The sequence below is a fragment of the Microbacterium capsulatum genome (genome assembly GCF_030865425.1).
Classification (GTDB): domain Bacteria; phylum Actinomycetota; class Actinomycetes; order Actinomycetales; family Microbacteriaceae; genus Microbacterium; species Microbacterium capsulatum.
Genome location: NZ_JAVFCB010000007.1, coordinates 229,129 through 249,871, shown reverse-complemented (window position 1 = coordinate 249,871; position 20,743 = coordinate 229,129). Strand labels below are relative to the sequence as shown.

The window sequence follows — 20,743 nt, the reverse complement described above, 5'->3', positions numbered from 1 at the left end:
GCAGGCGGGTGCCAGCCTGCGCCGGCTCCGCTCAGAGCCCGTAGACGCGGCGGGCGTTCTCCGCGCCGATCATCTCCAGCACTCGGCAGGCGTCGTGCTCGCTCCACTCCCCTTCGCGCACCCAGCGGCCGAGGGCGGCGGCCATGCCGCGCCGCCACAGGATCGATCCGACGAGGTGCAGTTCCGGCAGGCCGAACGCATCGGAGGAGTACAGCTGCTTCGCGAACGGGGCGAGTTCGAGCGCCTCCGCGATCAGCTGCCGGCTCTGCGCGCCGAGGTAGTTCACCCCGAGGCCGATGTCGAAGTAGACGTTGTCGAAGCCCTGCGCCAGGTACGCGGACTCGCGGTGATAGGGATAGCAGTGCAGCAGCATGATCGGCGTGCGCTGCACCTCCGCCCGGCGCAGCAGCGGCAGCAGCAGCATCGGGTTCGTGCGGTGCAGGTCGAGGTCGCGGTCGCCGAAGCCGACGTGCACCTGCAGCGGCAGGCCGAGCGCGACCGCCGCGTGCACGACGAACGCCTCGAGCACCGGATCCGACAGCCGCGGCCTCTCCTGGCCGAGCGCGGCCCAGCGCGCCACGGCCGCGGCCACGGCGGCGTCGGTCGGCGGCTCCCAGTCGATGTCGAAGCCCACGCGGTACGCGACGATCGTCTTGAAGCCCTTGGCCTCGACCGCCGCCTCCGCGATCGCGGCGCGGAACGCCTCGGCGAAGTCGGCCGGGGCGACGCCCGTCGCGAGCAGCCCCTCGGCGACCACCTCGAGCCGCACGATCTCGCTCGTCGCGCCGCCCGACTCCGCTGCCATGGCGGCCGGATCCGTGATCGGGCGCAGGCTGAAGCCGGTGTCCATGACCCAGTGCTCCACGCCGGCGAGCGGCAGCAGCCGCCGGTCGAGCTCGGCGGGGGTGAGCGCGCTGCGCGCCGCCCAGTACTCGTCGGCCGGCGCGTGCCGCTCGAGGCCCAGCAGCGGCGCGCACCAGCGCCGGAACGCGAAGCCCGGCTGCGAGTCGAACTGCGTCATGAACGCCGGGATCGGATCGGTCGACGCCTCGTTGAACGACTCCTCGAACGCGCCGCGGTCGATCTTCTCGACGTAGCAGCCGTGCACGTGGTGGTCGATCAGCGCGAGCGACTGCGCGGTCTCGGCCAGTCGCGGCGGGATCCCGTCCAGACCCTCCAGGATCCACTCGTCACCAACCGGCATAGTCCTGCACCTCCTCGTCGCTGACCCGACCAGCGATCGCGTCGGCGATCGCCCGGTCGAGGATGTCCACGGCACGGTCGATCTCATCATCCGTGATGACCAGCGGCGGCGTGATCTCCAGGACGTTGCCGCCCACGTAGTAGACGACCGCACCGAGCTGCCAGGCCCGGTAGACGACCCGACGCGCGAGGTCGCCGTCGGGTTCGAGGCCGTCACGGTCGCGCACCAGTTCGAGCCCGATCGTGAGACCGCGGCCGCGCACGTCGCCGATCCGCTCGGCCGACAGCCCGCCCTCGACGCCCCCGCCGGCGGCGAGCCGCCGCAGCCCAGCGGAGAAGCGGTCGCCGGCCTGCGCCGAGCGCTCGACAAGCCCCTCCTCCGCGATCGTCCGCAGCACGGCACGGCCGGCCGCGGTCGATACCGGGTTGCCGGCCGTGGTGAGCAGGGCGGATCCGGCCGGGTGGTCGAGGATCGCGGCCGGGCCCACCGCCGCGGAGAGCGGGAGCCCGGCGCCGAGCGCCTTGCCGAACGTGACGATGTCGGGCGCGATGCCGTCGTGCTGGAACGCGTGCAGCGTGCCGGTGCGGGCGAGCCCGACCTTGACCTCGTCGACCACCAGCGGCACGCCGGCCGCGCGGCACGCCTCGTGCACGGCGCGGAGGATTCCGTCCGGCGGGACGACGAGGCCGCCGTCGGAGAGGATCGGCTCGACGATCAGGCAGGCGACGCGATCCGAGGCCAGCGCGGCCCGGATCGCCGTCAGGGATGCGGCGACATCGGCCTCGACCCCACCCGGGCCGGGCCGGAACGGGTTCGGATACGGCACGAGCACGAGATCCGGATCGCCGTCGTGACCGGCCTCGATCTGCTGCCCGGAGACGCCCATCGCCAGTCCCAGGCCGCCGTGGTAGCCGTGCTCGAACGCGACCACGGTGCTGCGCCCGGACGCGTGCCGGCACGCGCGCAGCACGACGTCGTTGGCGTCGGATCCGGCGTGCCCGAGGTAGACGCGACGCTCGGTCCCCGGATCCGAAGGGACGATCGCGAGCAGGTCCTCCGCGAGCCCGACCGAGTCGGGGTGGATCGCGGACAGCCCGCCCGCACCCGGCGCGCTGCGCACGGCGCGGGACACCGCCTCGACCACGGCGGGGTGGCCGTGGCCGAGACCGGTCGCCGTCCAGGTCGCGGACAGGTCGATCAGCTCGCGACCCGCCGGGTCGACCAGGATCGAGCCCTGCCCGCTGACCACCTCGAGCGGGAAGAACCGCAGCTTCTCGACGCCCGCGATCGCGCGGGCGTCGCGCTCGAGCAGGGAGAGGGTCATGACCCCTGCGCCGCACCCGTGACGTGGATCGGATCCAGCTCCTTGCCGAGGCCTGGCAGCTCGAGCTCGCGGGCGAGCGACGCGCCGACGCGCTTCGCGATCCGGGACGCGGCGAGCGCGAGGATCAGCCCGAGCGCGCACCAGAGCAGCGCGACGACGCCGGCCGCGGACGGATCCGTCGAGTCCTTCACGTTGAACCAGATCACGATCGCGATCACGACGATCCCGAGCGCGGGGAGCACCGTGCCGAGCACGCGTCCTGTGCCGCCGTGCACGACACGGAACCGGCCGTGGTTGACGAACCAGATGGCCGCGACCTCGACCATCAGATACGCCACCATGAGGCACACGGTGCCGGCGATCGCGAAGTAGAAGTACGCGTCGATCGCGGCGTTGTCGGTGCCCATCACGGGCCAGCCGGTCGCGGCGCAGATCAGCAGCGACACCACGACCACCGCCAGCACGAGCCAGGCCGCGCGGCGCGGGCCGCCCTTGGGGTGCAGCACGCCGAGGGACCGCGGGCCGAAGCCGTCACGGGCGAACGCGTAGAGCATGCGGCTCGCGGTCGCGACGGTCGCCATGTGCGAGCCGAACGCGGCGCAGGTGGCGGTGAAGATCGCGATGACGCCGAACCACGGCCCGATGTACTGCGTGCCGAGGTCGCCCAGGGTGTTGCCCGAGGTGCCGAACGCCTTCAGGCCGGCCTTGTCGGTGCCGAAGCCGATCGTCTCGGCGAACATCACGACCACGAAGAGCACGCCGGTGATGAGCAGGGTTCCGAACAGCGCCCGCGGGATGTTGCGCTTGGGGTTGTTGGTCTCCTCGCCGAGCGAGGCGCACGCCTCGAAGCCGGCCCAGGACAGGAATGCGGCGACCACGCCGGAGAGCACTTGGCCGACGTCCACGCCGGTGAAGCTGAAGCTGGAGAAGTCGATGCCCGTGGTGTGCGCACCGCCGCGCCCGAAGATCGCGATGACCAGGACGATCATCGCCACGATGCCGACGCCTTCGATGATCAGCAGGACCTTGGCGATGAGCGCGACGTCGCGTCCGGCGAGCAGGAACGACACCACCGCCCCGAGGATGATCAGCAGCGGCCACGGCAGCTGGAACGGGTGCTCGACGCCCGGCTGGAACGCCGCGATCAGCGCGTTCACGAACGCCGCGGTCAGCGCGAGCGTGCCGATCGAGAACCCGACGTACGCGCCGAGCATCGCCCAGCCCGAGAAGAAGCCGGTGCGCGGACCGATCGTGCCGCCGATCAGCCCGTAGGCGGATCCGGCATGGTTGAGGTGCCGGGTGAGGCGCATGAAGCCGTAGCCGACGAGGGCGACGCCGATCGCGCCGATCACGAAGACGAGCGGCACGGACTTGCCGACGATGGCGACGAGCCCCTGCCCGTTGCCGGCCATGGCGAGGGTCGGGCCGACGGTCGCGAGCGACAGGGCGAGCGCGGCCCAGAGCGGCAGTGCTCGGCGCGGCGCGGATCCGGGAGCCGCGGTGGGCGTGCCGGTGGATTCGGTGGATTCGGTGGCGGACATTCGGGTCTCCTCCATGGGGGGATGGATGCAGGATCCGTGGGGTCGGGGTGTTACGGGTGGGGTCGGGCGGATCGGAGCGCGGCGGATCCGGCTCCGGGTCGTGGAAGCGGCCTGCGGCTCACGTCCAGGCGAGGCGGAGCGCGGCGGTGATCTCCTCGGGCGCGGCACCGGCGAAGGCGTCGAGCTCGTGCCGGCGCACCGCGACCGCGCCCTCCACGATTCCCGCGCCGAAAAGCTCCTGGGCGAGCGCCGAGGACGCGAGCCGGTCGAGCGCCGCGGACGGCTCGGCGTCGAGCCGGAGCCGTGTGAACTCCGGCGTCTCGGCCGGGTTGCCGACGACCTCCTCGGGCAGCGGCAGCCCACGCTCGATCCCGTCCAGAGCGGATCCGAGGAAGGCGGCGGCCGCGAGGTAGAGGTTCGCGCTCGGGTCGACGATCTTCAGCTCGATGTTCGCGCCGTGCGGGTTGCCCGGGGTGCCGGCGAGGAACCGCAGTGCGGCCTCCCGGTTCTCCAGGCCCCAGCACGCCGCGGCCCCGGACCAGGAGCCGGGGGTGAGCCGCAGCGACGACACGACGGACCCGGCGTAGACCGCGAGCAGCTCGGAGAGGCCGTCCAGCACGCCGCCGATCGCGCTGCCGCCCTCGGCCGTGATGCCGTGCGGGCCGTCTCCGGCGCCGAACAGGTTCTGGCCGTCACGGGCGAGCGAGAGGTGCAGGTGCATGCCGTTGCCGGATCCGCCCACGAAGCTCAGCGGCGAGAACGACGGCGCGAGGCCGTGACGGGCGGCGACGAGACCGATGAGGATCCGGGTGAGGATCGCGGTGTCGGCCATCTCGACCGGCGGCAGCGGGGCGAGCGAGACCTCGAACTGATCCGTGCCGTACTCGGCGTGGATCTGCTCGGCGCCGACCTGCGCCTCCTCCAGCGTGCGGGTGAGATCGGTGAGGAAGTCGCGGCGGGCCACCAGCGAGCGCATGCCGTAGGCGGCCCAGGACGACTGCTCCAGCCGCGAGCCGTCGGCGGCGACCAGGGTGAACTCCAGCTCTGCGCCCATCAGCGCGGTGAGCCCGGCGGCGGCCACCCGCTCCTCGAGGTCGGCCAGCCGCCCCCGAGCGCACAGCGGCGAGCGTTCGCCACTCTGTTCGTGGTAGCCGGTGGGACCCCACGCCATGCCGTCGCCGATCGGGCGCACCGCGGCGGCGTCGAGACGGAGCCGGAGGTCGCCCGAGACGCCGATCCCGCTCGTGAACGCGATCCCGTTGTCGGCGCAGAACACGACCCAGGACGGCGAGGCGCCCATGCCCGAGGAGGCGAATCCCGGCAGCCGGCGCACCGGAACCGCCTTGCTCCGGATGACTCCGGCGAAATCGAGCGCGGTGCCGACGAGCAGATCCACTCCCGCCTCGCGGAGCGATCGGACACGGGCGTCGAGGGCGTCCGGCTCGCCGGCGGTCACGGTGCTCGCGGGCGCTGCGCTCGTGTTCACTGCGGGGGTCGTCACAGGGGCTGTCCCTTCGTCGGGGTCACTTCGTCGTGCGGCACGTTCATCCATCGTCGGAAACGATATGCCTGTTACAGTGTTACACACTTTCCAGAATCTGTTACGTTTGGATCAAAGAAGGATTCTGATCGAGCGTCGCACCGAGGACGGGGCGACGCTCCCGGAGCGGAGGTCCCCATGTGCCGCCTGTTCGCCTATGTCGCCCCCGACACGTCCGCCGCGGACCGTGAGCTCGGCGAGGAGGGCATCGAGAGCTTCCTCTCCCTCGCCCGACTGCACGGCGACGGCTGGGGCTGGGCCGGGGTCGCGCGCACCGGTGAAGCCCCCGAGGTGCGGAAGTCGCCCCTGTCCGCCGCCGCCGACCCCGACTTCCGCCCCACGATCGCCACCGCCGGTCACGCCGCGATGATGCACCTGCGCTGGGCCACGCTGGGCCTGCCCGTGGAGCTGCGCAACGCCCACCCCTTCCGCGCCGGCGACGTGTCGTTCGAGCACAACGGTTCGCTCAAGCCGATCGAGCGGGTGCGCGCGATGCTCTCGCCGGAGGCTCTCGCCGGCATGAGCGGCGAGACGGACAGCGAGATGTACTTCACCCTCATCCGGGAGCAGCTCGCCGCGGGCGCCGACCTGCCGGAGGCGACCGCGCGCGTGGTCCGCCGACTGCGTGCGGCGTTCCCGCTGTCGAGCCTCAACGCGATCCTGCTCGACGGCGACCAGCTGGTCGTCGTGCACGCGAGCGCCCGCAGCGTGCTTCCCGACGACGACGTCGAGGAGATCGCACAGCTCGGCGGCCTCCCCGACGACCACAACGAGGACTACTTCGCGCTGCGCTGGAAGCGCTCCCCGGACGGCACGGTGCTGATCAGCTCCACGGGCGTCGCGGGAGCCGGCTGGGAGACGCTGCCCCCGGAGTCCGTGACCACGGTGCGGCTGGAGGACGGCACGATGGCGACCGAGGCGCTCGGCACCGCCCTGCCCGCCGCCGTGACAGACTGATCGGCATGCCCGACGACGCGCTCTCCGACCAGGTCGCCGCCGCGCTGCCGACCCTCGGCCGCGCGGGGCGACAGGTGGGGCGCGTGCTCCTGGCCGACTACCCGAGTGCCGGTCTGTCCACGATCGCCGACCTGGCGGGACGCGCGGGGGTGAGCCCGCCGACGGTGCTCCGATTCGCGCAGAGCCTCGGCTTCGGCGGTTTCCCGGAGTTCCAGCGCGCGCTGCGGGATGAGCTGACCCGGCGCTCCTCCGGCCCGCTGGTACGACTCAGTGCGCCCGCGGAGGCCGGCACGCCGCGGGAGGTCGTCGTGCGCGACGCCACCGTGCAGGCCGAGCGCACCCTGGAGTCGTTCGCGCGGATCCCCGACGCGTCCTACGCCGCGGCGGTCGCGCTGCTCGCCGATCCCGCCCGGCGCATCCTGCTCACGGGCGGCCGCTTCACGTATCTCGCCGCGTACCACCTCGGCACCCACCTGCAGGAGCTGCGGCCGGGGGTGCGGATGTTCAACGACCCCTCGGGGCACGACCTCGGCGCGGTCGTCGACATGACCCAGCGCGACGTCCTGGTGCTGTTCGACTTCCACCGCTACCAGCGCAGCGCGACGGAGCTCGCCCTCGCCGCGAAGCGTCGCGGCGCCGCGCTCCTGCTCGTCACCGACAGCCTGGACTGCCCGATCGCGCCCCGGGCGGACGTCGTGCTGGACGTCGCCAGCTCGACGGAGCACGCCTTCCAGAGCGATTCCGCGGCGTTCATGCTGAACGAGCAGCTGCTCAACCTGGTGCTCGAGCGGCTCGGCGAGACGGCGCACACCCGCCTCGCCCTGTGGGAGCGCATGCGCGAGGACGAGCTGCTGTCCTGACGACGGTCCGACGCGGCGGCGTCCCACGGGAGAGCGCCTCTCGGTCAGCCGAGCACAGCCAGCGCCTCGACGAGAACCGGGGCCGGCACCCCGGCGCCCTCGACCACGACGCGCACGCGCTCGACGAGCGGGTCCAGCGCGCCGCGCACGTAGCCGCCCGGGGTGGCCGCGATATCGCGCAGGAAGCGGACCGTCTCCGCCGTGACGATCTCACCGGGGAGCAGATTCGGGATCCCGGGCGGGTACGCCGCGAGCGCGTCCGCGGAGACCCGGCCGATCGCCTCGTGCGCCGCGACCACCTCGGTGTGCGCGAACGAGGCGTCCCGTGGACGCATCACCGCGGGACCGGGCGCGGGCAGAGCGACGGACGCGCTCTCCGGTCGTGCGGCCAGGTCGCCGACCGGACGCAGTGCCTGCAGGGCGGCGACGAAGCGAGCGGCGTCCGGGGTCGTCCCCGGGCCGACGAACGCGACGATGCAGGATCCGGTGGAGATCTCGGTGACGATGCCGAACGTGCGCAGGAGCTCCTCGCGCACCGCGTGGCCGTGCAGCCCCGCGGCCCCGACGTCGATCGAGACCCGCAGCGGGTCGTGGCCGACGATGTCCTCGAACGCGCCGAAGCCGTCGCTCACGATGGGGAACCGCCCGGTGGCGCGCACCGCGTCGCGCAGTTCGGCGGCCGCCGCGATCGAGCCCGCGATGCGATCGTGTCCGCTCTCGAGGGTGGCGCGGGCGAGGTCGAGCGAGGCGAGCAGCAGCGAGCTCGCGCTGGTCGACTGCGTGAACGTGAAGGCCCGGTCGATCAGCGGCTCGAGAGCTGCGGCGTACGGCCCGTCCGCGAGGTGCAGCATCGCGGACTGCGTGAGGCTCCCGCCCATCTTGTGCGTGGAGGAGACGACGAGATCGGCGCCGAGCGCGATCGGGTTCGCCGGCAGATCGGGGTGGAAGCCGAAATGCGCTCCCCACGCCGCGTCGACGACGAGCGGGATCCCGGCCTCGTGGCACACCTGCGCGATCCCGGCGACGTCGGCGACGGCCCCGAAATAGCTCGGGCTGATGACGTATGCCGCCTTCGCGTCCCCGTGTCGCAGCGCCTCGCGCATCGCGGCCGCGGTCACGCCGTGGTTGATCCCGTGCCGCTCGTCGATCGCGGGCTGCACGAACCGGGGATCCAGTCCGCCCAGGATGATCCCGTCGAAGAAGCTGGAGTGCGCGCTGCGCTGGGCGACGACGATCTCGTCGGGCGAGCGGAACGCGGCGAGCGCGAGCGCGGCCATCCGGTTCGCCTCGGACGCGCCGTTCGTGAGGAACCATGTGCGGCGCGCCCCCCACGCACGGGCGGCGGCCCGGCGGGCCTGCTCGAGCGGGTTGTCCTCGCCCTTGTCGATGCCGTCGAGCAGCGGCTCGACGTCGCGGCGCAGGAGCTCCGCGCCGAAGAAGTCGGCGAGAAGCGGTGCGGCGGCCGGATCGGCGGCGTGGCCGGGGACGTTGAGGAGCTGCAGGTCGCGAGCGGCGAAGCGGCGGAGGGCGTCGGCATAGGGGGTGTTCGGGATCACTCTTCGATCCTCCTCGGCGGGATAGCATGAAGGAATCACAACTGTCCTGGATTGATCCATACCTGATATGGAGGCCGCGTGCTCGATCTTCGCCAGCTCCGCGCCCTCCGCGCGATCGCCGAGCACGGCTCGATCCTGCGCGCCGCGACCGCGCTGCAGTGGAGCCAGCCGACCGTGACGCACCACCTCCGCGGCCTGAGCCGCCTGCTCGGCACCGAGGTCGTCGCGAGCGGCTCGGACGGCACCCGGCTGACCGCGATCGGCGAGGCCATGCTGCCGCACGCGAACGCGATCCTGAACCGGGCGGATCGCGCCGTCGACGAGATGCGCTCGCTCGTCGCGGCGGGCCGGCGCCGCCTCGCGATCGGGGTCTTCCCCTCCGCCGGCGCGAGACTGCTGCCCCGGGTCGTGCAGGAGCTGCGCGCGGCCGGCTTCGACCCCGATGTCACCGAAGCAGAGCTCGACCCGCTGATGGCGGGCATGACGGGGCTCACACTCGATGCGGCGATCGTCTACGACGCCCCGGGCCGCCCGACCGTCCTGCCGCCCGGCTTCCGCATGATCCCGGTCGTGCGCGAGCAGCTGTCGGTGATCGTGCCGGCCGAGCATCGCCTGGTCGGTCGCGACCGGATCACGCTCGCCGACCTGGAGGACGATCCCTGGGTGGTCGGCGCGACCGCGGCGGATCCGGTCGACGCGGCCCTGCTCGCGGCGGCGCGGTCGGCGGGATTCACGCCGCGGATCGCGATGCGCAGCGACGACTACGCGGTCGTCGCGGCGTACGTGGCGGCCGGCATCGGCGTCGCCCTCGTCCCTGCGCTGGCCCTGCCGCGCCAGGGGGAGGACGACATCGCCGTCCTCCCCCTGACGGGCACCACGTTCGAGCGGCGCATCTTCCTGGTGACGGCGCCGACCCTGGCCGCGGACGCCCGCTCGGCGATCGAGCGCGCGCTGCGCACGACGGGCACCGGATCCGCGATCGGGTAGCCGACGCCGGTCCGCCCGGCGGCGCCCGAGCGCGTCAGGATCAGGCCGCCAGGACCTGCTCGGCCCGGACGGACTGCATGGCGCGGGCCCACGTCTCGAGCTGGTCGAACATCGTCGCGGCGAACGTCTCGTGGATCTCCGCCGGCGCGAACGTCGTGAAGTTCTCGAAGTCGGTGAAGCCGTTGAACGCGAGCGACTGACGCACGTGCGCGATCTGCAGCTCCGACGCGATCGCGCGCAGGTGCTCGACGGCACGGGCGCCGCCCACCGCGCCGTAGCCGACGAACGCGGCGGCCTTGTTGTTCCACTCGTTGTAGAGGTAGTCGAGCGCGTTCTTCAGGACGCCGGACGTCGAGTGGTTGTACTCGGGCGTGACGAAGACGAACCCGTCGTACGAGGCGATCTTCTCGGCCCACGCCTTGGTGTGCTCGCCGGCGTACTGGCCGAACGCGGCAGGCAGGGGCTCGTCGAGGTGCGGCAGCGGGTAGTCGGCGAGGTCGACGAGCTCGTAGACGACGCCCTCGCGCCCCTGTGCCTGGGCGATCACCCAGTCGGCGACGTCCTTGCTCTTGCGGCCGGGACGGGTGCTGCCGACGATGACGGCGATGCGGATATCAGACATGTTGTTTCTCCTTCGAGGGGTGGATGGTCGGGGTCAATGCGCCGGGGCGACCGCTGCCTCGCTCGCGGGCGCCGGCACGGCACCGCGGACGAAGAAGCTGCCGACCACGGCGAGCAGGGAGATCGCCGCGCCGATCGTGAACGCGAACGACACGCCGCGCGCCTCGGCGGCGACGGATCCGGCGCCGGCGGCCGACGCCTGGGCGGTGCCGATCGCGAGGACGGTGACGAACAGCGCCGTGCCGATCGCGCCGGCGACCTGCTGCACGGTGCCGACGATCGCGGATCCGTGCGAGTACAGCCGCGGGCCGAGGGATCCGAGCGCGGAGGTCATCAGCGGCGTCATCATGAACGAGACGCCGAGGGAGATCCCGGCGAGCCCGAGCGCCGGGACGATCGGCGGCGTGTCCGCCGTGAGCAGGGTCATCCCCCAGAGCGTCGCCGAGGCGACCAGGGCGCCCGGGATCACCAGCGGCCGCGGTCCGTACCGGTCGAACAGCCGGCCGACGAGCGGGGCGACGAGGCCCATCACGAGCCCACCCGGCAGCAGCAGGAGCCCGGTCGTGGCGGCGTCCACGCGGAGAACGTTCTGCAGGTAGATCGGGAGCAGCATGATCGCGCCGAACATCGCCGCCATCATCACGACGATGAGCCCGGTTGCGAGCGAGAACGACCGCGAGCGGAAAGTGCGCAGATCCAGGAGGGCCCGGTCGGTGCGCTGCAGCACGAGCTGCCGCCACACGAACAGGCCGAGGAACACGACGCCCACGAGCAGAGCCGTGACGCCCCGCGTGACGGGGGCGTCGGGGCCGCCGCCGATCGTGCTGATGCCGTAGACGAGACCGCCGAAGCCGATCGCGGTGAGCGGCAGCGAGACCCCGTCGAGCGGGGTGCGGCTCCGATCGCCGACGTTGCGCAGCAGGGCGGCGCCGACGGCGAGCATGCCGACCGCGACGGGCAGGATCGTCCAGAACAGGAAGTGCCACGACAGCGCGTTCAGGATGAAGCCGGACAGCGCGGGCCCGAGGGCGGGCGCCACCGCCATCACGATCGTGATCCGCCCCATGAATCGGCCGCGCTCGTGCTCGGGCACCACGGTCATGATCGTCGTCATCAGCAGCGGCATCATCATGGCGGTGCCCACCGCCTGCACGACGCGGGCCACCAGAAGGATCCCGAAGTCCGGGGCGAGCGCGCCGATCAGGGTGCCGGCGGTGAACGCGATCATCGCGGACAGGAACACCTGCCGCGTGGAGAACCGCTGCAGCAGCCATCCGGTGGTCGGGATGACGACGGCCATGGTCAGCATGAACGCGGTCGTCGTCCACTGCGCGGTCTGCAGCGGGATGCCGAGATCGGTGACGAGGTGCGGGATCGCGACGCCCATGACGGTCTCGTTGAGCATCGTGACGAAGGCGGCGCCCAGCAGCAGCCAGATCACCCCGGTCCCGCTCGAACGCGAGACGGACGGCCGACGGCCGGCGGCGGCGGTGGCAGTGGTGGTGGCGGCGGTGGACGCGGTCATGGCGCTCACGCCCCGACCAGCCGCAGGACGCCGATCGCCGCGGCGATGACCGCCATCACGATGTTGGGCACGAAGGGCTCGCCGTGCCGGCGGTGCGCGAAGACCGCGAGGATCTGGATCACAGCGAGCCCGAGCGCGGCGACCGGTGCCAGCCACGGCAGGACGCCGAGCAGCGGCGGCAGGATCAGGCCGATCGCGCCGGCCACCTCGGCCACACCGATCCAGCGGACCTGCCCGTCGGTGAACGCGTCGAGCGTCGGCATGGGTCGTGCGCCGCCGTGCGGCTTCAGGATCTTCATCCCGCCGGCCATGAGGTTGACGAGCGCGAGGAGACCCGAGAGGACCCAGGTGAGGATGGTGAGAACGAGCATGAGCGTCGGAGCCTTTCGGAAGTTACTGACAGTAACTGAGGTACGATGGGTAAGTATTCCCGAAGGGGTGCCAGGCAGGTCAATGTCACCGAGGCACATCGAGGTAACCATCGGTAACCTGTAGGGAGAAGGACGACGGCGTGAGGAGCGGAGATGGCGATCGAGGACCGGATGGCGACGATCCACGAGCCGCGCATGCACGCGATGTGCGGCCACGATCCCGAGGAGGCCGAGCTGTTCCGCTCGGTCCTGTCCCGCATCGGCGACAAGTGGTCGGTCATGCTCGTCGGCATGCTGCACGACGGCCCCCTGCGGTTCACCGAGCTCAAGCAGATGACCTCCGGCATCTCGGCGCGGATGCTCACGCACACGCTGCGCCAGCTCGAGCGCGACGGCCTCGTCGAACGCGAGATGTTCGCCGAGATCCCGCCGCGCGTGGTCTACCGCTCCACCCCGCTCGGCAAGAGCCTCGCCGTGCCGGTCATGGCGATCGCCGAATGGGCCTCCGCGCACCAGTCCGAGATCACCGGGAACCGCGACCGCTACGACGCCCGCGACGACGGCTGAGCCCGAAACGCGCACCCGTCCCGCGGCGCGTGTCGGCGTCCCTGCGTGCCGCGATCGCGATCCTGCGGCGGGACTGGACCCCGACCGGATAGACGACGCGGGATGTCACGTCGGTGCGAGCCGGCATCAGGACCGGGTCAGCCGCCCTTCGACGCGATCCAGGCGCGCACCACGGCCTGCAGCGCAGGGAGCTTCGCGGCGAGGTCGGCCTCCGAGACGAACTTCGCGGACCGCGCGGTCGCGCCGTCGCCCTCCAGGAACCCGGATCCGTCGTCCAGCGCCGCGCCGGCATGGAACATCAGCGACACGTGGTTGCGCGCCTTCGGGAAGAACGAGGCGATGTTGCCCTGGAAGACGAAGGTCGGGGCCTGCCACTTGACACACTCGGTGACGCGGTCGTCGACGGCGAGGATCGCGTCACGCACCGCCATCACGAGCGGCTTCTGCGGATTGTCGTAGCGCTCGAACCACGCGTCCACGTCGGGGTTGTGCTCGCCCACCATGCTCCTTCGTCTCGGCACCGATTCTTCCGCGGGTCGCCCGCCGGCGCCAGATCCCGGCGCGCCGACACGAAAGGCTCGCGGCAGGGCGGACGGGGTCAGCTCCTCACGCCGGTGGCGCGCTTGATGACGGCGTCGAAGGCGCGGTCGGGGAGGATCGCACGGGCGAACACCAGAGGCTTCGCGCCGAATCCGATGCGGTAGCGGGTGCGCGGGCGGCGGGCGGTGGCGGCCCGGGTGATCGCGCGGGCCACGACGTCCGGCGAGGACGCCATCCGCGTGTCCGGCTGCGAGCTGCTGCCGAGCGTGACCGCGACGGCCTCGCCCTGGCTCCGGTAGACCCCCTGGCCGGACGTCTCGCGGACCTTCTCCGCGGCGATCGCGCCCCACTCGGTGCGGATCGATCCGGGTTCGATCACGACCACGTCGATGCCGAAGGGCGCGAGCTCCATCCGCATCGCGTCGCTGATCGCCTCGACCGCGTACTTGCTCGCGTGGTACCAGGCGCCGAGCGGGGTCGTGAAGTTCCCGCCCATCGAGGCGACGTTCATGATGGTGCCGCTGCGTCGGGCGCGCATGTGCGGCAGGACCAGCTGCGCCATCCGGGCGAGCCCGAGGACGTTCACGTCGAGCTGGGCCTGCGCCTCGGCGAGCGGGACATCCTCGAGGGCGCCGTAGGATCCGTACCCCGCGTTGTTGACGAGGAGATCGATCCGCCCCTCCTCCGCGAAGATCTGCGCGACGGCGGCCTGCGCGGACGCGTCCTCGGTGACGTCGAGGGCGATCGCACGGACGCCGACCGCCTGCAGCGCGGCCATGCGGTCGACGCGCCGCGCGGCCGCGTACACGGTGAAGCCCGCGTCCCGCAGGTGCCGTGCGGCGGACTCGCCGATGCCCGACGATGCGCCCGTGACCAGTGCGACCTTGGAGGTCATGATGCCTTCTTCCCTCTGCCGAGACCCGGGCCGACCATTTATCGGACCGTTGGTCTCTACGGTAATGAACCGTTGGTCTCTTGTCAAGAGACTGTCGGTCTGTAGAATCGGAGGGTGACCACCTTCCAGCGCGCGCGCAGCGAGGAGCAGCGGGAGATCCGACGCCGGGCGATCCTCGAGACGACGGCGACCATGCTCGCCGAGACGCCCGTCGCGGACATCAGTCTCAACGAGCTCAGCCGTCGCGTGGGCCTGGCGAAGTCGAACGTGCTGCGCTACTTCGAATCACGCGAGGCGATCCTGCTCGACCTCCTGGACCAGCTCGCCCACGACCTCTTCGTCGAGATCCGCACCGAGCTGCCCGCCGCCGTCGACCCCGGCGACGACCTGCGACAGCGGGTCTCGAGCGCCGCCACGACCGCCGCCGCCGCCATCGCCCGGCACGAGATGCTGTGCGAACTCGTCAGCGCTCAGGCCGGCGTCCTCGAGCACAACGTGACCGCCGAGACGGTCACCCGGTACAAGCGCGCCGGCTACGCCTCCCTCGCCGGCTTCGCGGATGTGCTGCACCAGGTCATCCCTGAGCTGACCGGCCCGCAGGCGGCCGAGGCCGCCCGCGCGATCCTCATCGCCGTCGGCGCGTACTGGACGCACGCCCACCCGCCGAAGGCCGTGCAGGAGACGTACGAACTCGACCCGACTCTGGTCTTCCTCCCGGACGGATTCCAGGGCTCGCTCGAACGCGTGATCGCCGTGCTGATCCTCGGGGTCCTCACGGCCTGAGCCCGCGCGGACCTCGATCGGGCGTAGCGTCGGACCCATCGATCGAAGGGGATCCGCATGGCGACGCACACCGTGACGAACCAGGCGCCGCCGCGCGAGGACGTCGACGAGTACGCCCTGAACCTCCCGCTCGTCGAGGGCGTCCGCCGGTACGGCGCCGACGGGGCCGAGACCGCGCTGACCGCGACCGGACGCCTCGTCGGATCCGCCGGGTTCCAGCGCGACGCGGAGCTCGCGAACGTGCACGAACCCGAACTCGTGACGTTCGATCGCTGGGGCCGGCGGATCGACGAGGTCGAGTACCATCCGGCGTACCACCGCATCATCGGGGCGGCCGTCGCGGCCGGAGCGCACACGGCGGCGTGGGCCGATCCGCGGCCCGGGGCGCAGGTCGCCCGCGCGGCGCAGTTCCTGCTCTTCGCGCAGGTCGAGCCGGGGCACGCCTGCCCGGTGTCGATGACGCACGCGGTGGTGCCGGCGCTGCAGCAGTCCGCGCCGTCCGCACTGCAGGACGAGTGGATCCCCCGCCTGCTCTCCCGCGACTACTCCCCCGCCCTCGCCCCCGGCAAGGCGTCGGCCCTGTTCGGCATGGCGATGACCGAGAAGCAGGGCGGATCCGACGTGCGCGCGAACCGCACGTCCGCCGCCCCGGCGGGAGACGGATCCTGGATCCTCACCGGGCACAAGTGGTTCTGCTCGGCGCCGATGTCGGACGGTTTCCTCGTGCTGGCCCGGACTCCCGCGGGGCTCGGCTGCTTCCTCGTGCCGCGCGTGCTGCCGGACGGATCCCGCAACCCGTTCCTCATCCAGCGTCTCAAGGACAAGCTCGGCAACCGCGCGAACGCGTCGAGCGAGGTCGAGCTCGAGGGAACGGTCGGATGGCTCATCGGCGAGGAGGGCCGCGGCGTGCGCACCATCATCGAGATGGTGAACCAGACCCGGCTGGACTGCATGCTGGGCACCGCGGCGGGCATGCGGCAGGCGACCGCGGAGGCGATCTGGCACGCGCAGCACCGCTCCGCGTTCGGCGCCCTGCTCGCCGAGCAGCCCGCGATGACGCAGGTGCTGGCGGATCTGGCGGTCGAGACGGAGGCCGCGATCGCGTCGTCGCTGCGGGTCGCGGCCGCGTACGAGGCCGACGCGCCCGCCCAGGACGAGCCGTTCCGGCGCCTCGCGACCGCGGTGCTGAAGTACGGGATCTGCAAGCGCGGCCCCGGCCACGCCGCCGAGGCGCTGGAGTGCCTGGGCGGCAACGGCTACACCGAGGCGTTCCCGCTCGCCCGGCGCTACCGCGAGCAGCCGGTGATGGCGGTGTGGGAGGGGTCCGGCAACGTCATCGCACTCGACGTGCTGCGCGCCATCGCCCGTGAGCCGGAGACGGTCGAGGCGTTCCTCGCCGAGGTGCGCCTCGCGTCCGGCGCGGACGCCCGGCTCGATGCCCACATCGCGGCCACGGAGGACCTCGTGCGCGAGGCGATCCAGGATCCGTCCTCCGCCGAGGCCCAGTCCGGTGCCCGTCGGCTCACCGAAGCGCTCGCGCTCGCGCTGCAGGGATCCGTGCTGACCCGGCACGCGCCGACAGGGGTCGCCGACGCGTTCTCCGGGTCACGGATCGGTCCGGTCCGGGGGTTCCTCTACGGCGCCGCACCGACCCGTGCGGCCGCCGCGATCGTCGCCCGGCACGCGGGGGAATGAGCCCGAAGCAGTCGCCGCGGGCGTCGGACCGTCCTCGCCGTGGGATCCCGACCGATCGGTCAACAATTCCTCGGCGACTTCTTGACCGCGAATCGCGCCGGTGGGACCCTTAGCTGAAAGATCCCGCAGTGAGAGATCGAACTTTCATAATGTGGAGGAAACATGTCAGAGACGACACACGCCGAGTTGCCCACGGATACCAGTCCCTTCCTCCTCAACGAGGACCTGGCACCGGCGAAAGACCGCAACTGGAAGACCTACAGCCTGTTCGCGATGTGGATGAGCGACGTCCACTCGATCGGCGGCTACACCTTCGCCGCAGGCCTGTTCGCCTTCGGCCTCGTCGGATGGCAGGTGCTCGTCGCGCTCATCATCGGCATCGCGCTCGTCAACGTCGCGATCAACTGGATGGGCTATGCGGGCCAGCGCACCGGCGTCCCCTACCCCGTGCTCGCCCGGGCCAGCTTCGGCGTCTTCGGCGCGAACATCCCCGCCCTCGTCCGAGCCATCATCGCCGTGTTCTGGTACGGCATCCAGACCTGGCTCGCCTCGGTCGCCCTCATCGTGCTGCTGCTGCGGGTATGGCCGCAGCTCGCGCCGATGACCCACGGCGGCTTCCTCGGACTGTCGCCGCTGGGCTGGATCGCATTCCTCGCCCTCGCGGCCCTGCAGCTCGGCCTGTTCAGCGGCGGCATGAACGCCGTGCGCAAGCTGGTCGACTTCGCCGGCCCCGCGATCTGGGTCGTCATGCTCGGCCTGGCCGTGTGGGTGCTGGTCAAGTCCGGCGGCAACATCGCGTTCGACTTCGCCGGCAAGCAGGCCGACTTCGGCGGCATGGTCTACGGCTTCTTCGCGTCGATCTCGCTGACCGTGGCCTACTTCTCGACCCTGATGCTGAACTACTGCGACTTCTCCCGGTTCGCCCCGAACAAGCGCGCCGTGCGGCTCGCGAACTTCTGGGGCCTGTCGGTCAACTTCATCGCGTTCTCGATCGTGTCGGTCGTCGTCACCGGCGGCAGCCTCGCGATCTTCGGGAAGTACATCTTCGACCCGGTCGAGCTCGTGGCGAAGATCGACAGCACCGTCGCGATCCTGATCGGCGCGATCACGTTCGTGGTGGCGACGATCGGCATCAACGTCGTCGCGAACTTCGTGTCGCCGGCCTACGACTTCGCGAACGCGGCGCCGAAGCACGTCTCGTTCCGCCGCGGCGGCATCATCACGGCGATCCTGTCCGTGCTGATCCTGCCGTGGAACGTGTACGCCAACCCCGTCGCGGTGAACTACTTCCTCGGCGGGCTCGCGGCGTTCCTCGGCCCGCTGTACGCGATCATCATGTCCGACTACTACCTGCTCCAGCACGGCAAGGTCAACGTCCCCGACCTGTACCGCAGCGTCCCGGGCAGCCAGTACCTGTACCGCAAGGGCATCAACCCCACGGCCGTGTACGCGTTCATCCCGTCGGCGGCGGTCGCGGCCGTCGTCGCGCTCGTGCCCCAGCTGGGCATGCTCGCACCGTTCTCGTGGTTCATCGGCGCCGCGATCGCCATGGGCCTGTACCTGCTGCTCTCCCGCGGCCGGCAGACGGCCGCCGACATGAGCATGTCGAACGTCCCCGCCGCTCCCGCGGCCTGACCGGGCACGAAGACGGATCCGGACCCGCGAACGGGGTCCGGATCCGTTCTCGTGTGAAGCGCGATTCACTCGGCGGTCGCCGCAGCGGATCCTTCCGCGGGCCGCGGGATGACGCCGGTCGCAGCGTCCATCTCCTCGAGCGACATGCCCTTCGTCTCCTTCACGAACTTCGCCACGAACAGCAGTGACAGCAGCGCGAACGCGGCGTAGAGGCTGTACGCCAGGCCGAGCGACAGGCTCTTCAGCGGCGGGAACGTCACCGTGATCACCCAGTTCGCCGCCCACTGCCCGGCGGCGGCGAGAGAGAGCGCCGCGGCGCGGAAGCGGTTCGGGAACATCTCGCCGAGCAGCACCCAGACGACGGGCCCCCAGCTCATGCCGAAGAAGACGACGAACAGGTTCGCCGCGACGAGGGCGATCGGCCCCGCCGCCCCCACGAGATGCGGATCGCCGTGCGCGTTCAGCGGGGCCGTGCCGAAGCAGACCGCCATGGTGGCGAGCGTGACGATCATGCCGGAGGACCCGACCATCAGCAGCGGCTTGCGCCCGACGCGGTCGACGAGCAGGATCGCGGCGATCGTCGTGAGGATGTTCACGACCGAGGTGAACACGCTGATCCCGAACGAGGCGCTCTCCTGGAACCCGACCGCCTCCCAGAGGATGTTGGAGTAGTAGAAGATCACGTTGATGCCGACGCCCTGCTGGAAGACCGACAGCAGCAGGCCGACCCAGACGATCGCGTAGACGCCGCCCTCGGGCCTGCGCATGTCGCGCCAGGTCGGCTTCGTCTCGAAGTCGATGCTCTCGTGGATCCGGGTGATCGTGAGATCGAGGTTCTTCTCGCCGAGCAGGATCGTGAGCACGGTGCGGGCCTCCGGGATCCGGTGCCGCGCGATGAGGTACCGCGGCGACTCCGGGATGGTCGCCGACAGCACGCCGTACAGGATCGACGGCACCGCCATCGCCAGGAACATCCACCGCCAGGCCGGCAGCCCGAACCAGAACGCCCTGTCCGCCCCGCCCGCCGCGGTCGCGAACAGCCAGTCGACGAGCAGAGACAGGAAGATGCCGGTGACGATCGCCATCTGCTGCAGCGAGCCGAGCCGTCCGCGGATCCGGGCGGGCGAGGTCTCCGCGATGTACGCGGGGGCGATCACCGAGGCCATGCCGATCGCGACACCGCCGACGACGCGGAAGACGACGAGGGTCCAGAGCTCCGGCGCGAGCCCGGTGACGAGGGCGCTGATCAGGAACAGCACGGCGGCGATCTGCATGACCCGCACGCGGCCGATCCGGTCGGCGAGGCGCCCCGCCGTCATCGCGCCGACGGCCGCGCCCAGCAGCGCCGAGGCGACGGCGAAGCCGAGCAGGGCGTCGTTGACGCCGAACGCGGTCTTGATCGACGCCACAGCGCCGTTGATCACGGCGCTGTCGTAGCCGAAGAGAAGACCGCCCAACGCGGCGACGGACGCGATCTGGACGATGCGCTTGCCGTCGCCGGCGTCCTCCTCGCCGTAGATCGACGGCTCCTCGGCAGCCGAAGCGAATTCACTCATGATCGTGTCCTCTCTCCGTCGAGATGCACGGCTCCCGCAGGACGAGGTCCGTCGGCTGCGAGACGTCGTGTTTCGTTCGTACGCCCTCCCCGGCGGATGTGCAATCGCCACGCCGGACGCCGCCTCCCCCCGGCTGTCCGCCTCTAGGCTCGGAGCATGGCTCCGGATCGACGTCTCATCGCACTGCTCGGCGACTGGACGGGGACGGAGGAGCTGTTCGCGACCGGATGGACCGAGGCCGGATCCGCCCGCGGCGCCCTCACCGTCGAACCCGGCCCGGACGGGATCCTCCTGGACTACGTGGAGCAGCGCGAGGGCGCGGACCCGCTCGTCGCGCACGGTGTGATCGCCGGCACCGGGTTCTGGTGGTTCGACACCTACGGCTTCACCCCGGCCGCCCCCGGCACCGCCCTCTGGGAGGACGACGCGCTCGTCCTCGACCGCCGCTCGGAGCGCGGCCGCACGGTCATGCGCCTGCGCGCCGACGGCGACGGGCTCGCGCTCGAACTCGACACCGCGGTGCCGGCGGACGCGGATCCGATCCCGCTCGTGCGAGGCACGTACACCCGCAGCGGATCCTGACGGC

General features: G+C 71.6%; 19 protein-coding genes. 8 read left to right on the top strand and 11 right to left on the bottom strand.

All coding sequences use genetic code 11. The features are described from left to right. Positions 1-31 precede the first annotated feature (31 nt). From RBR11_RS13535 to RBR11_RS13520, 4 genes are all read right to left on the bottom strand, one after another. Positions 32-1,204 carry an amidohydrolase family protein gene (locus tag RBR11_RS13535; protein WP_308489874.1) on the bottom strand — a complete coding sequence of 391 codons (1,173 nt, stop codon included), beginning with the start codon at positions 1,202-1,204 and terminating at the stop codon, positions 32-34. Next, positions 1,191-2,528: an aspartate aminotransferase family protein gene (locus tag RBR11_RS13530; RefSeq protein WP_308489873.1), complete on the bottom strand. Its 1,338-nt coding sequence runs from the start codon at positions 2,526-2,528 to the stop codon at positions 1,191-1,193. Before RBR11_RS13530 ends, RBR11_RS13535 begins: the two co-directional genes overlap by 14 nt. Next, positions 2,525-4,069, bottom strand: coding sequence for an APC family permease (locus tag RBR11_RS13525; protein WP_308489871.1), 1,545 nt, complete (start codon positions 4,067-4,069; stop codon positions 2,525-2,527). Before RBR11_RS13525 ends, RBR11_RS13530 begins: the two co-directional genes overlap by 4 nt. 118 nt (positions 4,070-4,187) lie before the next feature. Continuing rightward, a complete protein-coding gene (locus RBR11_RS13520) occupies positions 4,188-5,570 on the bottom strand; it encodes a type I glutamate--ammonia ligase (protein WP_308489870.1) in 1,383 nt (460 codons plus the stop codon). A 177-nt stretch (positions 5,571-5,747) separates the two neighbouring features. On the opposite strand from RBR11_RS13520, the gene RBR11_RS13515 reads away from it, so the two are divergent. Continuing rightward, a complete protein-coding gene (locus tag RBR11_RS13515; RefSeq protein ID WP_308489869.1) occupies positions 5,748-6,566 on the top strand; it encodes a class II glutamine amidotransferase in 819 nt (272 codons plus the stop codon). A gap of 5 nt (positions 6,567-6,571) precedes the next feature. Then, positions 6,572-7,426, top strand: a complete 855-nt coding sequence (locus RBR11_RS13510) for a MurR/RpiR family transcriptional regulator (RefSeq protein ID WP_308489868.1) — start codon at positions 6,572-6,574, stop codon at positions 7,424-7,426. Between the two features lie 44 nt (positions 7,427-7,470). Here the strand turns inward: RBR11_RS13510 and RBR11_RS13505 are convergent, their stop codons facing one another. Continuing rightward, positions 7,471-8,982 carry an aminotransferase class I/II-fold pyridoxal phosphate-dependent enzyme gene (locus RBR11_RS13505; protein ID WP_308489867.1) on the bottom strand — a complete coding sequence of 504 codons (1,512 nt, stop codon included), beginning with the start codon at positions 8,980-8,982 and terminating at the stop codon, positions 7,471-7,473. Between the two features lie 78 nt (positions 8,983-9,060). Here RBR11_RS13505 and RBR11_RS13500 point away from each other — a divergent pair, with 78 nt between their 5' ends. After that, positions 9,061-9,969, top strand: coding sequence for a LysR family transcriptional regulator (locus RBR11_RS13500; protein WP_308489866.1), 909 nt, complete (start codon positions 9,061-9,063; stop codon positions 9,967-9,969). A 40-nt stretch (positions 9,970-10,009) separates the two neighbouring features. On the opposite strand, the gene RBR11_RS13495 is transcribed toward RBR11_RS13500, so the two are convergent. The 3 genes from RBR11_RS13495 to RBR11_RS13485 are packed head-to-tail and all read right to left on the bottom strand — an operon-like array spanning position 10,010 to position 12,486. Beyond that, positions 10,010-10,591, bottom strand: coding sequence for an NADPH-dependent FMN reductase (locus tag RBR11_RS13495; RefSeq protein ID WP_308489865.1), 582 nt, complete (start codon positions 10,589-10,591; stop codon positions 10,010-10,012). Between the two features lie 33 nt (positions 10,592-10,624). Further along, complete coding sequence (locus tag RBR11_RS13490) at positions 10,625-12,115, bottom strand: MDR family MFS transporter (RefSeq protein WP_308489864.1); 1,491 nt, start codon at positions 12,113-12,115, stop codon at positions 10,625-10,627. Positions 12,116-12,120: 5 nt separating this feature from the next. Beyond that, the gene (locus RBR11_RS13485) at positions 12,121-12,486 is read right to left on the bottom strand and encodes a DoxX family protein (protein ID WP_308489863.1); all 366 of its coding nucleotides are present in this window, start codon (positions 12,484-12,486) and stop codon (positions 12,121-12,123) included. Positions 12,487-12,639: 153 nt separating this feature from the next. On the opposite strand from RBR11_RS13485, the gene RBR11_RS13480 reads away from it, so the two are divergent. Then, on the top strand, positions 12,640-13,053 hold the full coding sequence (locus RBR11_RS13480) for a winged helix-turn-helix transcriptional regulator (protein WP_308489862.1): 414 nt from the start codon (positions 12,640-12,642) through the stop codon (positions 13,051-13,053). A 137-nt stretch (positions 13,054-13,190) separates the two neighbouring features. On the opposite strand, the gene RBR11_RS13475 is transcribed toward RBR11_RS13480, so the two are convergent. Further along, complete coding sequence (locus tag RBR11_RS13475) at positions 13,191-13,556, bottom strand: DUF1801 domain-containing protein (RefSeq protein WP_308489861.1); 366 nt, start codon at positions 13,554-13,556, stop codon at positions 13,191-13,193. Between the two features lie 95 nt (positions 13,557-13,651). After that, a complete protein-coding gene (locus tag RBR11_RS13470) occupies positions 13,652-14,488 on the bottom strand; it encodes an oxidoreductase (protein ID WP_308489860.1) in 837 nt (278 codons plus the stop codon). Positions 14,489-14,602: 114 nt separating this feature from the next. Between RBR11_RS13470 and RBR11_RS13465 the strand changes: the two genes are divergently transcribed. The 3 genes from RBR11_RS13465 (at position 14,603) to RBR11_RS13455 (ending at position 18,601) form a co-directional block, all read left to right on the top strand. Next, a complete protein-coding gene (locus RBR11_RS13465; protein ID WP_308489859.1) occupies positions 14,603-15,271 on the top strand; it encodes a TetR/AcrR family transcriptional regulator in 669 nt (222 codons plus the stop codon). A gap of 57 nt (positions 15,272-15,328) precedes the next feature. After that, on the top strand, positions 15,329-16,966 hold the full coding sequence (locus RBR11_RS13460) for an acyl-CoA dehydrogenase family protein (RefSeq protein ID WP_308489858.1): 1,638 nt from the start codon (positions 15,329-15,331) through the stop codon (positions 16,964-16,966). 162 nt (positions 16,967-17,128) lie between these two features. Further along, positions 17,129-18,601, top strand: coding sequence for an NCS1 family nucleobase:cation symporter-1 (locus tag RBR11_RS13455; RefSeq protein WP_308489857.1), 1,473 nt, complete (start codon positions 17,129-17,131; stop codon positions 18,599-18,601). 65 nt (positions 18,602-18,666) lie between these two features. On the opposite strand, the gene RBR11_RS13450 is transcribed toward RBR11_RS13455, so the two are convergent. Then, entirely contained in the window at positions 18,667-20,157 is a 1,491-nt protein-coding gene (locus RBR11_RS13450) for a sugar porter family MFS transporter (RefSeq protein ID WP_308489856.1), read from the bottom strand. A gap of 156 nt (positions 20,158-20,313) precedes the next feature. Here RBR11_RS13450 and RBR11_RS13445 point away from each other — a divergent pair, with 156 nt between their 5' ends. Next, positions 20,314-20,739 (top strand): hypothetical protein, encoded by a 426-nt coding sequence (locus tag RBR11_RS13445; RefSeq protein ID WP_308489855.1) that lies wholly within the window; start codon positions 20,314-20,316, stop codon positions 20,737-20,739. Positions 20,740-20,743: the final 4 nt, after the last annotated feature.